Origin of the sequence: Brevibacillus fluminis, from assembly GCF_003710825.1 — a bacterium.
GTDB classification, from domain to species: Bacteria; Bacillota; Bacilli; order Brevibacillales; family Brevibacillaceae; genus Brevibacillus_D; species Brevibacillus_D fluminis.
Window position 1 is genome coordinate 85831 of record NZ_RHHQ01000018.1, and the last position, 13224, is coordinate 99054.

Below are 13224 nucleotides of genomic sequence, written 5' to 3' on the forward strand. Positions count from 1 at the left end.
TTACTTTTGATACAATTTTTTTATGAGAACACCATTCCAACCGTCTATTGACAGCATTAAGCTGACTTCTGTCCTGCACGCCTTAAGTGACCCCGTGCGGTTTAAAATTGCCCAGTGCCTGTACAATAAACATGAACTGTATTGTGCAACATTTCAGGTCAATGTGGCCAAATCTACGCTCTCCCACCATATTAAGGTTTTGCGGGAGTCGGGTGTCATCAAAGTGCGAATTGATTGCAAGCAGCATTTTTACTCGCTGCGCACCGAAGATCTGGAAGCGCTTTTTCCAGGTCTGATTAAAGTCTTGTTTGAAACAGATACAGATCGGATCTAGCACCACAGTGTGCTTCACGTAATAGTTGCTTACCCAAGAAGGAGCTGCGCTTTGCAAAAAGGCAGCTCCTTTTTTCATGCCACTTCGCGATTTTTACACCCGGTTAACCAAATGTTAAAAATTGATCCACAATTGCACGTTACTATGTAATGGACAAAATCAATTGAAAACGGAGGTTATTCACTTGGAAAATCTCAACACTGGACGCCTCATGCGCAATACGGCACTCTTCCTGCTGTCTGCCGGCCTCATCAGCACCTCCTTCGCTCTTCAGGCACCAGAAGCCGCACAGGCTGATTCACCAAAACAGTCCAAAAATTTGATCGTAATGATCGGCGATGGCATGGGTCCAGCCGAAATCACAGCTGCCCGCTATTACGCCAAAACGCATTTGGGCCAGGATCATCTCGCATTGGACAGCTTTTATGTGGGAAAAGCGACAACATTCTCGCAGCAAAGCCCGTATTCGACTGAGTCCGGCGCTGTCACCGACTCCGCTGCAGCCGGTACCGCCTTCTCGACCGGCCACAAAACGTATAACAACGCAATCAGCGTCTCCAACGAAGATGCAGCAAAGCCTTTCGCTTCCGTCATCGAAGCGGCGATGAAGCAAGGCAAAGCTACCGGACTCGTGTCGACCGATAACATCACTGGCGCGACTCCTGCAGTATGGGCTTCCCATGTGCGCCTGCGCCACAACCAAAACGCGATCGCCTCGCAATATCTGGACAGCGGCGTCAACGTGTTTTTTGGCGGCGGTAAAGTGAATTTCGTGACCAAAGAAGAAAAAGGCAAACGTACGGACAAATCGATCATCGCCGATTTTGAAGCGAAAGGATACAAAACCGCTTTTGACAAAAAAGGTCTTGAAGCTATTCCTGCAAATAGTGGCAAAGCGCTCGGCCTCTTCGCCTCTGCTGAAATCCCGTATGTGCTCGACCGCGACGAGAATACGCCAAGCCTGAAAGACATGGCGACAAAAGCCATCGACATTTTGTCCAAAAATAAAAACGGCTTCGTCATGATGGTAGAAGGCGGACGCATCGACCACTCTGGCCACGCCAACGATTTGCCTGCTAACGTGCAGGAAACGCTCGATTTCGATAACGCTGTAAAAGCTGTCATGGATTTCGCCAAAAAAGACGGCAACACGTCCGTCGTTATCACGGCTGACCATGAAACAGGCGGTCTGTCCCTCGGGATCAACAACGTATATGAATTGAACGTTGATTTGTGGAACAAAGAAAAGCACTCTTACGAATACTTGGATAAAGCATTGGAAGAAGCCAAAACAGCGGATGATGTGAAAAAGATCGTTGCTGAAAATACCGGATTCACAGACTTGACCGACGAGGAATTGGCCTTCATTTTGAAAGGCGATGGGTCTTCCTACAAACGCGCTGGCGCCTACAACGCAGTTGTCTCCAAGCGTCTGGCTGTAGGTTGGACAGGTCATGGCCATACCGCGGTTGACGTGGGCGTATGGGCATACGGACCGATCGCTTCACTGGTCAAAGGCGACGTCGACAACACCGATATCGCCAAAAACGGCGCGAAAGTAATTGGCGCTGATTTGCAAGCAGCAACCACAGCTTTGCAAGATAAGTATCTGTATCCAATGTTCAAAACGACTCGTGATAACAAAATCATGTTCCCTGTGAAGGCATTGGCCGACGATCTGGGCATTGCGGTGAAAAATGACGACGCGGCCAAGCTCGTGACGCTTTCCAAAGGAAGCGTCAAACTGACCGTAAGCCTCGCAAATGGGGAAGTGAAAGTAAACGATAAAGCAGCAGATTTCGCCGGAGAGGTTGATAACGGCAAGTTGTACTTGCCGCTGGAAGCCTTCAACAAACTGACAGGCGCAAACATGAGCTGGGATGCTCTGTCAGAACGCATTGTGCTGAAGTAAAACCGAACAACTGAGGAGCATCAGGTGGATAGGGAATTCGCTTCTCTATCCACTTTCTTTGTTGAGGAGGAGATCTATCCGATGATTGCATTTCATCAAGTAACCAAATCGTTCCCGATCAATGGCAGCATGCTGCCGATTGTTAAGGTGAAGCACTGGACGGTGGAAGCGGGCGAGCGCGTCGCCCTGATAGGCCCAAGCGGCAGCGGCAAGAGCACACTGCTCCATCTCGCAAGCGGCGTGCTTCCCGTCGATAGCGGCGAAATCACCGTTGCTGATCACCCGATCCATCGATACTCAGAAGGTCAGCGGGATCGGTATCGCGCCCAGATGATCGGCTATATTTTTCAAGATTTCCATTTGATTTCTTCCTTATCGGCCCGCCAAAATGTCGAGCTGGTCCTCCCCCCTGCCTGGACCAAACAACAACGCCGGGAAGAAGTGGACCGCTGGTTCGAGCTGGTCGGCTTACAAGATCGTCAGAAGCATTTGCCGGCTCAGCTTTCGCGCGGGCAGCAGCAAAGAGTGGCGATGATCCGCGCGCTGATCGGCAATGCACCGCTTATTTTGGCAGATGAACCGACGGGCAGCCTCGATTGGGAGACCGCTGGCGAGGTCATGTCGCTCTTGCTCTCCCTTTGCGAAAGCGAAAAAAGAACCCTGTTAACCGTGACCCACGACCTTCATCTCGCCCGACTGTTTCCGAAAACGGTACACATCAGCGAGCTGAATGAACTGGTGCGAAAAACGAACGAAGCCGAATCCTCAGCAGACAGCAAAGGAGAGAGGGTCGGATGAGCCTGTACACACTGCTATGGCGCAACATTCTCCATCGCAAAACATTATCGCTCCTCACGGTGTTTTCCGTCACGATCACTGTCGCACTCGTCGTCTTTTTGCTGATGTGTAGTCAAGGCGTCGAGCAAGGTGCCGAAAAAGGCTACGGCCCGTTTGAAGTGACCATCGGAGTGAAAGGCAGCGCCTCTCAAATGGCGCTCAATACGTATTACCACATCGGTGCACCGACCGGCAACGTGCCTTATTCTTTAGTCCAGAAGGTGCAACAAAACAGTCAGGTTGAAGCGGCTTACGCCATGACGACCGGCGACAACTACAACGGCTTCCCGATCATCGGAATGGAGCCTGGCTATTTCCTCACCCGCTATGGCGATAAGCAGCTCGCGGACGGAAAGCTGTACGGCAACCTCGGAGAAACCGTGGTCGGAGCCTATGTGGCCAAGACGCTGGGACTGCATGTAGGCGATACGTTCCAAGGTGCACATGGCTTGGTGCAAGGAGCCGGTGAAGAGAACCACGATGAGGGCGAAGAACACGATGAACACCATCTTTTTTCCTATAAAATCGTAGGAATCCTCCCGCCACTGTACACGTCAGATGACCGTGCTGTCTTCACTACGCTCGACTACGCGTGGGCCGTTCATCACAACCAGACAGGCGATCATAAAGAGGTAACGGCGATCCTAGTCAAGCCCAGGTCGCTTCTCGGTGCACAAACGATCAAAAACGAGTACAGCCAGATTGACAACGTGCAGGCAATCTATACGAGCAAAGCTGTCGCTGATGTGGTCAATATCGTCGACAAAGGCACACAGATGCTTGAGATCGTCACCATCATTTGCATCGTGCTGGCATCCGTATCGATCCTGCTTTCCTTGATCGCAGCTGTGAACGAGCGGAAAAAAGATGTCGGCCTGCTCCGGTTGATCGGCAAGCCCAAGCAATTTGTATGGTTCGCCTTGATCGGTGAAGGATTTTTGCTTACCTTCATCGGGCTTTTGGCAGGATTGGTGATCGGCCACGTCGGCGGCTATGTGAGCCGTGACGCCGTGTTCGCCTTTTCCGGGCTGCAGCTCAATGCTGGCGGCATCCTGCCTGGCGAGTGGATGCTGGTGGCAGGCACGCTGCTGATCGGACTTTTGGCATCAGCTGGCCCTGCCATAAAAGCATACCGGGTCGACCCGCTGCAACTATTCCGCGCTTGAGGTGATAGCATGAACCGATTATCCTATCCGCTGCTTCTGTTGTCATTCGCACTGATATGCGCTGGATGCGGAACTAAGCAGGCGGAAAAAAAGACGCCTGAAACATTTGCGATGGGAGCGAACGCTTCGGCTAGCACAGCTGCCGCATCAAATGAGACGGTGCCTGCCAGTGCTTCTGCCAATTTGACCGAGAATGAGACTGCTTCTGGGACTGTGGCTATACAAAACCAAAATGAACCGCAAGCCGACCAGAAAGCCGAAAACGGCATTGGGACCAAACCGCCGGCAGCTGCTGAGCAAACAGCTCCAGATAAGCCGGATCAAACGAAAAAAACAAAACGAGCCGCATCTCCTGCTTCGACGACTGCCACAGCACAAGCAAATTCGCCAAAACCGAGCGCGGCCACAAACACAGGCGCCAAACCAGCAGTCCAACCCGACCGAACCGCGGCTTCCAAGCCCGGTCACGCTGCTGCAGTCACAGCTCCCGCATCGTCGGCCAACACCGCGTCTGGCACGCAAAAACCTGCTGCAGCAAACAACGAAATCAATTGGAATCAGTTTTTTGACAATGAGCAGCAAAACACGCCCTCATCGCGTTTCTGGGATCTGAATGGGCAGACCGTGCAGATCAAAGGCTTTATGGGCGAAGTTTTATCATTTGAGAAGCACTGGTTTCTGCTGATTCCAAAGCCTGGTGCGGAATGTCCGTTTGACAATGGCGATGAAACGTATTGGAACAAAATCATGATTGTGTATGTCCCCGATGACATCAAGCTGCGCTACACATCAGACCCACTGCTGATCACCGGTAAGCTGGATGTTGGGATCAAGCTGGATGAATCGGGCTACAAGACGATGTTCCGACTTTATGACGCCTCTTTCGAGAAAATCAAGGAGTAAGAATAACCAGCCACTTGCATTTTCTTCGATGACTGGTTAAAATGTTTGCTCAAAGGGTATGATTTTTAATGCGATGAGGAAGAAGAGTAGGCATTTTACGAGACCCCAGAGAGCTGATGGTTGGTGCGAATCAGTGTCGAGTGGATGTTGAATGGGCTTCCGAGCTCCAAACCGAACCTGTCTTCGGGACAGCAGTAGGCTTTGGCGTTGCGTCCGTACGTTATCAGAGGACACCGTATCATTGGGTACGGCTAAAGCGATTTTGCGCACGTGCAAGAATACTTGTCATGCGTGAAATAACAAGGGTGGCACCACGGTTCATTCGTCCCTGTCCAGGGCGGATGGACCTTTTTGTATTTATTTGACCTAATAAGAAAGTATTGAAAGGAGCAACATTCTCATGAAAACGATCTTTTCCGGCATTCAGCCAAGCGGCATCCTGACCTTGGGCAACTACCTCGGGGCCATGAAGCATTTCGTGCCGCTGCAGGATGAATTCAACTGTTATTACTGCATCGTCGACCAGCATGCGATCACCGTTCCCCAAGAGCCTGAGACATTGCGCCAAAACATTCGCCGTTTGGCCGCACTGTACCTCGCAGTCGGGCTCGATCCGAAAAAAGTCACGCTTTTCATCCAATCGGAAGTGCCTGCGCATGCAAAGCTCGGCTGGATCATGCTTTGCAGCTCGTACCTCGGAGAACTCGAGCGCATGACCCAGTTTAAAGACAAGGCAAACGGTCGCGGCGAATCGATTCCAGGAGGTCTGTTAGCATATCCTCCGCTGATGGCTGCCGACATTTTGCTGTACGGAACAGACTTTGTACCGGTGGGCGAGGATCAGAAGCAGCATTTGGAGCTGACCCGCGACCTGGCAGAACGCTTTAATAATCGCTATGGCGAGATTTTCACAATTCCAGAAGTTCGCTTGCCAGAAGTGGGCGCACGCATCATGTCCCTTGCCGATGGCACCAAAAAGATGAGCAAATCCGACCCGAACCAAGGCGCATTTATCTCGATGCTCGACGATGCCGACACGATCGTGAAAAAAATGAAGCGCGCGCAAACCGACTCGGACAGCGTCGTGCGCTTTGACAAGGCTGATAAGCCTGCCATCTCCAACCTGATGACGATATACTCCCTCTGCTCCGGAAAAACGCTGGATGAGATTGAGGCACAGTACGAGGGCAAAGGCTACGGCGCATTCAAAACCGAACTGGCTGAGGTTGTTGTCGAGACGCTCCGCCCAATTCAAGAGCGCTACGAGCAGCTCTTCCATTCCAGCGAGCTGGATGACATTCTTTCCGAAGGCGCAGAAAAGGCAAACAAAGTCGCCAATGACATGCTGCACAAAGTAGAGCGTGTAATGGGCATGGCTCGTTTGTAAGGATAAACAAAGTGGGTTGGGAGCTTTCAGCAGCTTCCCAACCCACTTTATTTTCAACGCGTTTCTGCCCGATATTTTTCCGGCGTCATCCCGACTGCCCTTAAGAACGTCCGATAAAACTGGCTGGTGCTGGAGAAACCGAGACGGTAACTGATGCCTGTCACGGTATCATCAGTCCGCTGTAGCTGTACTTTGGCCTGCTCAACACGCAGCTGCAAAACATATTGATACGGGGTCACCCCCATCATCGACTTGAAGGAACGAATGAAATGAAAGCGACTCTGCAACGCAATCGTCGCCAGCTCATCGATGTTCATCTGCTCCGTGTAATGTGCATGGATATAGTCCAAAACTCGCTTTAGATGAGGGTCGACGACGAGCCTGTCATGTACTGTTTCCATTGTCCCCGCCTGGCCCCACAAGGTTTGATGCAAATAACTGAGAATCTGACATTCCAGTTCTTCCACAGCCAAGCCATGGGCACTGTCAAAACTGATCATGTCCATCATCCATTTTTTGAAATAATCCGATAATGTAACCGGGTCAAAATGCTGATAAAGCGACGGTTCCCTGCGGGTTTTCATCGCAGTCGGATACATGCTTTGATCATTCACCTGAATGATGATCAGGCCAGCATCATCCCCCATCGCAAAAGAATGCATATCGCGCGGCTGGAGGACAAGTCCGTTCCCGGCAGTTAGCGCCATCTCCTTGTTTTCATGTGTGAAAAAGCATGTGCCGTGCAAAGGAATGGTGACTTGGAATTGATTGGCGTGCGCATGCGGCACATTGGCGAACTCTCTTTCGATCTTGTATATTTCCAGCTGCGGCAGAACCACTCGCATCTGCATTCGGCTTCACCCCGCTCCATTATAGCAAAAATTGCTCGATTCCTAAGCAACTTTCGCGACGACACGCCTATTCCCGTTCAGCTAGGATGGAGGAAAAAGGATGTGGAGAAATGCAACAAAGCACCGCTGCAGGAGCGACACGAAACAGCGCCATGCTCATACTGCTAGGCGTCAGTGCCGCCCATTTGCTCAATGACGCCATGCAATCGGTTGTCCCCGCTGTTTTCCCTCTCTTTCAACAAAACATGAAGCTCAGCTATGCCGAAATCGGCTGGGTGGCGTTTACGCTCAATATCACGGCCTCTGTCCTGCAGCCTGCCATCGGCTATTACACGGACCGCAGACCGATGCCGATCCTGCTGCCGCTAGGCATGGTCTTTACACTGCTCGGCATGGTCGGCTTGGCACTCTCCCCCTCGCTCGGATACCTGCTGCTTTCTGCCGCTCTGATCGGTGTCGGTTCCTCTGTGCTCCACCCGGAATCATCGCGGGTCGCACATCTGGCTGTCGGTAAAAGTAAAGGGTTCGCCCAGTCGGTCTTTCAGGTTGGCGGCAATACGGGTCAGGCGTTGGCACCACTGATGGTAGCCTTTATTATCAGCCCGCAGGGGCAGCTCGGCTTTCTCTGGTTCATCGTGCTCGCGGTCATCGGAATCGTGCTGCAAGGAGCGATCAGCCGCTGGTATCGCCGCCAGACCCGGCCGGTCAAATCTGCAGCTGCTAAAGGCAATGCCGTGGTGGCTGAAAAGCGTTTTAGCAAAGGCTTCATCGCCTACGTATTGGGCATTCTCATTTTGATGCTGTTTTCCAAATTCGTGTATCTCGCGAGCATGACAGGCTATTTTGCGTTTTATTATATGGAAACGTATCAGCTTCCATTAGAAAGCGCGCAAATGTGCCTGTTTGCCCTCCAATTCGCCGGGATGGTCGGAACGTTTATTGGAGGTCCGCTTGCTGACCGCTTCGGACGTCAGAAAATCATCTGGTTTTCCATCCTTGGAACCGCTCCGTTCTCACTTCTGATGCCGTATGTTGGCCCGGTCGGCGCAATTTTACTTTGCATCGCCATCGGCCTGATTCTTATGTCCGGCTTCTCCGTGATCATCGTTTATGCACAAGAAATGCTCCCTGGACACGTCGGCACCGTTGCAGGCCTGTTTTTCGGCTTGTCTTTTGGCTTGGCCGGTCTCGGCTCGGTGATCATGGGATGGCTGATGGATACGCATGGCGTCGCCTACATGATTCACGTATGCTCGTTTTTGCCGCTCTTGGGCTTGCTCGCTTTGCTGCTGCCAAAGGATTCGGTCATCATGGGCAAAACGCTACCGAAAAAACCGTTTTTTGCAGCAAAACGCCAAGAAATTTCCTAACCGACATCACCTGCACGCACAACGAAACGAACCGATGACAGCCATCGGTTCGTTTCTTATGTTTAGAAATCTACATCTTTGGTTTCCGGACCAAGCAGTGCGCCTACCGTAATGAAGAGTCCGCCAATAACCAGGATGACGATCGGCGTATACAAATAAGGCATCACGTTTTGCAGACCAAGCATGAAGAATGGCGTCAGCGCCGGGATGATCAACGCCAGGCTGTAGCCTACCCCATACCCCGATGCCCGCACACCGGTATGGAACCGTTCCGTAATATAGGAGGTCAAGACACCGAACACCGGAATGACCAGCGAGTTCACTAGCACGACCAGCAGGATGAGGGTGGCGGTATTTTGATAACCGCTGCTGAGCAAGTAATAGTAGAGAAACGGCGCGACGGTGAAGCCGAGAATCCCAAAAATGACCAGAACCGCTTTTCGGCCGATCTTTTGGCTGATCGCCCCCGCAAAGATGAAGAGCACGAACATGATGATATTGGTCACAAGCTGTGCATTCGTGGAGACCGCGCTGTCCACCTTGAGCATTTTCAGCATGCCAGGCAACGACGAAATGATCGCATTCGTAACGAACCAGACGCCGCTCATCACAAGGAACACTTGGCCAAGCTGGGAGAGATTCGCTTTGCTGAACAGGTCTTTGAGCGGATTCTCCGCTTTTTTCGATTCCTTCCACACCTCAGATTCCGGCACTTTATAGTACGAGTATAAGAATAAGGCAAAAGACAACAAAGCACCGATGACGAATGGAATCCTCCAGCCCCACACCGCATACGCAGAAGTAGCGTCACCCGCAGGGAAAAGCTTCAAGGTAGCAAGGGTCACAACCGACACAATGATCGTTCCAGCTGGAAAGCCTGCATTGATGAATCCACCAAACAATCCGCGTTTCCGCTTAGGCGCATATTCCATCGCCAACGGATTCGCCGACGTATATTCGCCCCCCATGAAAATCCCGGCCACCAGACGAAGGATCGCCATCGTGACGATTCCGCCGAGCCCCCAAGCTGCATAGCCGGGCAGCAGTGCAATGAGCAGCGTGGAAACGGCGATGCCCAAAATGGAAACCAGCGTCGTTTTCCGCCGGCCGATCTTATCGCCGAAATAACCGAATATCATCGAGCCGACGGGACGTCCGATGAGAGATAGGACAAACACCAGGAAATACAAAGTCGTTGATACGGTCGGCGACAGGTCCGCCGGCTGAAAATAGACCATCGCAGGAGCTAAGGCGATGATCGGCAAATATACGTCGATCATATCAACGGTGAATCCAAAAAATGCTGCGAGTAACGTTTTTTTGCCTTCGTCACTCAATTTTTCATTGGGCCGCTCTTCGGCCACGGCCACGTTGTTTGCCATTGCTTTTCCCATGGACAATCCCCCTCAATGCAATCGTGTTACATATTTTCACGCAAAGCTGTGATTTTTGCGACGCCATCGACCGCAGTTTTGAACAACGCGACATCCGATGACCAGACGATGTACGGAATCTTATTTTCGATGGCAAAACGGTACTGCTCCTCGTTTGCGACAGCGATGCCCGCCTGCACGCCCCTCTTTTGGCAAACCTCTAGGATGCGTCGGACAGGGAGGGCCAGCTCGCCTTGCAGATAGTCCGGTCCCTTTCCTAATGAAATTCCAAGATCAACCGGTCCGATAAACGCGATATCCACACCTGCGGTCTGACAAATCGCATCAACCTTTTCGTAAGCGCTTTCAGTTTCGATATGGATGGCGATTGTTGTTTGTACATTGGCTTGTGCCAAATAATTTTTCGGCGTGTGACCGAACCCCGCCGCTCGGTGGGCATAGGTGACACCACGTGTCCCATCCGGCGGGTACTTGGCTTTGTCCACCACATCCATCACTTCTCCTTCATCCAGCAGCTGTGGAACCTGGATGCCTGTCGCGCCCAGATCAAGTGCTCGGAGCACGGAGCTCCTCGAAGCGTCAGGAATCCTCACCATGCTGCTCATGCTGTGCAGATCAGCTACCCGAACCATTTGCTCGACCTGCGTAAAGCTCAAGGTGGTGTGCTCCATATCAATCACGATGAAATCGAACCCGGCCATGCCCAACAGCTCAATGATTTCGGCCGAAAAGATTTTGACGAATGTCCCCACTTGTGGCTTTCCCTCTGCCAACAGCTGCTTGAACGATGAGTGACCGGCTTGTTTACGCATCGTATTCCGCTCTTTTCGGTGTGAATACGTCGAGATTATAAACCGGCTCGTCGCCCACTACTTCCGCAAAGTGCTCCACATTCGGCGGAACGACCAACAGTCCGCCCGCTTCCAAATAAACGATCTCATCGCCCACATGAAAATTCACCTTGCCGCTCAAAATGTAGACGATCTGCTCGTATGTGTGATGATGCGGCTTCGGCTCGTGACCCGGGTGCAGGACATGCAAGGCGAGCGTTGCTCCTTCCCCGCTGAAGGCTTTTCTCGTCACGCCTTCCCGCACCACCACTTCCTGCATCGTGTTCCAGTTCGCCGCTTTGATTGTTGCGTTCCCCATTTATACCCCTCCTGGTAGTCTCAATCGTTGTCCAGTTCTTAGCTCTCAACCAAAAAGGTCGTATTCGTCGCGGTCATCCGCTTGATGTCTTCCTTGGAAAAACCGTTGTTCAGCAAATTGGTGACAAAGGCGACCATTCCCTCGTCAGGATACGGGTTGTTCACTTGACCGAGATCGCTCGACAAAATTGTCCGTTCTGGCCCGACGAAGCGAATCATTTCATATAGTTCATCCCAATCCGTTCCATACGTTGGCGTAATGACGCCAAAACACTGCTCCATGTAAGCGCCGAGGTCCGCAAGCTCCTTCTGCTCTGATTTGGAAAGGCTTACAGAAGAAAACGTCGGATGCGTAACGACCACTTTATTCACGCCTTGTTCACGGGCGGCACGCACGAGCGGATAAATCTCGTCTTTGCCCAAATGACCGGTAGCAAGAATGAGGTTGTGCTGCGCGATGATCGCCAAAACTTCCTGCGCCGCCTCCGTCAACTCGCCATCCGCCAAAATGGTGATGCCCGCTTTCGTTTTCCCTTGCTGATTCAATTCCAGTTGTACTTTTGCCCAAGGCGGCAGCTCGCCGTAGCTATCCTGAGCCAATAAATAGCGCAGCTCATTGGCTGCATCAAAGGTGGGCATCCAAACGATCTTTGCACCATCTCGGGCGGCCATCTCGACTGCCAGCGGATTAATCCCGCCTACCGGGTAATTGAGCGCGATCGCCCCGATCGGATGAACGCTAGGATACAGCTTTTTCACGAGCCGGGCTCTCTCTGCGGTGCAAAAGTAATGTGATTTAATCCCAAACCCTTTCATCCCTATGCGTTGAATCCGCTCTGCCATTTCCAAGTCATCAAGCTTTCGTTCATTTACATCCGGTCCTGTGTGTACATGGAGGTCATAGGCGCCCTCAAGCAGTTCTGCATACATCGTATCAACTCGCCTTCTCATCGGAATGATTTGGTAACATTTCACAATCACATATAATACGCGATAAAATTATATATAATCCATCTCATGAGTGTATATTATAAGAATTGTCACGAAACTTCAAGCGCTTTTTATTGAAAAATGTACAAAATCTCCCGAATCATATATAATTACAAGCGCTGATGATATATTTTAGTTGTTTTCTATTTATGGCCGATACATCGCATCGGCTCATTGATTCCATGCAAGGGAGCGCACATTATGACGATCGGTGACCTCGAAGGGAATACAAAATCAGATAAAGTCTACGAGTTTTTGAAAGAAAAGATTTTGACCGGCCACTACAAACCCGGGGATCGCCTGGTGATTCGGGAAGTGTCCCGCCAGCTCGGTGTCAGCGATATTCCTGTTCGGGAGGCGATTAAAAAGCTGGCTTCAGAAGGACTGCTCGAATTGAAGTCGCACAGCGGCGCCAGGATCGCTCCGCTTAACATCGGAAACCTGGAAGAAATTTTTATGATACGCGTCGAGTTGGAGACACTCGCCACCCGACTTGCGGTGCACGCCGCGACGGCCGAAGAGTTGGATCTGCTGGAAAGCTATGTCCAAAGCATGGACGACAGCATCGAAAAGGACGATATTCCCGCTTACACCGCGACGAATCGCCAATTCCATCAGCTGCTCTATCGCACCTCTCATTCACCGATCCTGATTGAGATGATCGAGAATCTATTCATGCGCAGCGAAAATTCCAAGATGATTTTCCATCATGATCCGGCCCGCCTGCGTATTTCCAACGCCGAGCACCACGCATTGGTAGATGCGCTGCGCCAAAAGGATGAAGAAACGGCGGTTTCCGTCATCCGCACCCAAAAAGAAAATGGCTTCAAAATCGTCATCAATGCATTGAAGCTGTCGCGTTCGTTGCTCGGGGGCTAACGCTTGAATGACATATCGATAAAAAAATCCCTTTCTACGAAAGAAAGGGATTT

13 protein-coding genes and 1 other annotated feature are annotated in these 13224 nt (G+C 51.4%); of the genes, 8 read left to right on the forward strand and 5 right to left on the reverse strand.

Going from position 1 to position 13224, the window contains the following annotated elements; genetic code table 11:
• The first annotated feature begins 22 nt into the window (after positions 1-22).
• From EDM56_RS22145 to trpS, 6 genes are all read left to right on the forward strand, one after another.
• Positions 23-334 carry an ArsR/SmtB family transcription factor gene (locus EDM56_RS22145; RefSeq protein ID WP_122920104.1) on the forward strand — a complete coding sequence of 104 codons (312 nt, stop codon included), beginning with the start codon at positions 23-25 and terminating at the stop codon, positions 332-334.
• Between the two features lie 184 nt (positions 335-518).
• Entirely contained in the window at positions 519-2246 is a 1728-nt protein-coding gene (locus EDM56_RS22150; protein ID WP_281274981.1) for an alkaline phosphatase, read from the forward strand.
• An 81-nt stretch (positions 2247-2327) separates the two neighbouring features.
• A complete protein-coding gene (locus tag EDM56_RS22155; RefSeq protein ID WP_122920105.1) occupies positions 2328-3044 on the forward strand; it encodes an ABC transporter ATP-binding protein in 717 nt (238 codons plus the stop codon).
• The gene (locus tag EDM56_RS22160; RefSeq protein ID WP_122920106.1) at positions 3041-4249 is read left to right on the forward strand and encodes an ABC transporter permease; all 1209 of its coding nucleotides are present in this window, start codon (positions 3041-3043) and stop codon (positions 4247-4249) included. The genes EDM56_RS22155 and EDM56_RS22160 overlap by 4 nt, the downstream gene beginning before the upstream one ends.
• A gap of 9 nt (positions 4250-4258) precedes the next feature.
• Positions 4259-5152, forward strand: a complete 894-nt coding sequence (locus tag EDM56_RS22165) for a hypothetical protein (RefSeq protein ID WP_122920107.1) — start codon at positions 4259-4261, stop codon at positions 5150-5152.
• Between the two features lie 64 nt (positions 5153-5216).
• Positions 5217-5485 (forward strand) — a binding site (T-box leader).
• A gap of 67 nt (positions 5486-5552) precedes the next feature.
• A complete protein-coding gene (gene trpS / locus EDM56_RS22170) occupies positions 5553-6539 on the forward strand; it encodes a tryptophan--tRNA ligase (RefSeq protein WP_122920108.1) in 987 nt (328 codons plus the stop codon).
• Positions 6540-6592: 53 nt separating this feature from the next.
• Here the strand turns inward: trpS and EDM56_RS22175 are convergent, their stop codons facing one another.
• A complete protein-coding gene (locus EDM56_RS22175) occupies positions 6593-7390 on the reverse strand; it encodes a helix-turn-helix domain-containing protein (RefSeq protein WP_122920109.1) in 798 nt (265 codons plus the stop codon).
• Between the two features lie 110 nt (positions 7391-7500).
• Between EDM56_RS22175 and EDM56_RS22180 the strand changes: the two genes are divergently transcribed.
• Positions 7501-8760: an MFS transporter gene (locus tag EDM56_RS22180; protein WP_122920110.1), complete on the forward strand. Its 1260-nt coding sequence runs from the start codon at positions 7501-7503 to the stop codon at positions 8758-8760.
• Between the two features lie 62 nt (positions 8761-8822).
• On the opposite strand, the gene EDM56_RS22185 is transcribed toward EDM56_RS22180, so the two are convergent.
• Genes EDM56_RS22185 through EDM56_RS22200 form a run of 4 tightly spaced genes read right to left on the reverse strand, consistent with a single transcriptional unit; the run spans position 8823 to position 12232 of the window.
• Positions 8823-10154, reverse strand: a complete 1332-nt coding sequence (locus EDM56_RS22185; protein WP_221175999.1) for an MFS transporter — start codon at positions 10152-10154, stop codon at positions 8823-8825.
• 26 nt (positions 10155-10180) lie between these two features.
• Positions 10181-10966 carry an HpcH/HpaI aldolase family protein gene (locus EDM56_RS22190; RefSeq protein ID WP_122920111.1) on the reverse strand — a complete coding sequence of 262 codons (786 nt, stop codon included), beginning with the start codon at positions 10964-10966 and terminating at the stop codon, positions 10181-10183.
• Positions 10959-11303, reverse strand: coding sequence for a cupin domain-containing protein (locus tag EDM56_RS22195; RefSeq protein WP_122920112.1), 345 nt, complete (start codon positions 11301-11303; stop codon positions 10959-10961). Before EDM56_RS22195 ends, EDM56_RS22190 begins: the two co-directional genes overlap by 8 nt.
• Before the next feature lie 38 nt (positions 11304-11341).
• Positions 11342-12232, reverse strand: coding sequence for a DUF6282 family protein (locus EDM56_RS22200; protein WP_122920113.1), 891 nt, complete (start codon positions 12230-12232; stop codon positions 11342-11344).
• A 261-nt stretch (positions 12233-12493) separates the two neighbouring features.
• On the opposite strand from EDM56_RS22200, the gene EDM56_RS22205 reads away from it, so the two are divergent.
• The gene (locus EDM56_RS22205) at positions 12494-13171 is read left to right on the forward strand and encodes a GntR family transcriptional regulator (RefSeq protein ID WP_122920114.1); all 678 of its coding nucleotides are present in this window, start codon (positions 12494-12496) and stop codon (positions 13169-13171) included.
• Positions 13172-13224 lie beyond the last annotated feature (53 nt).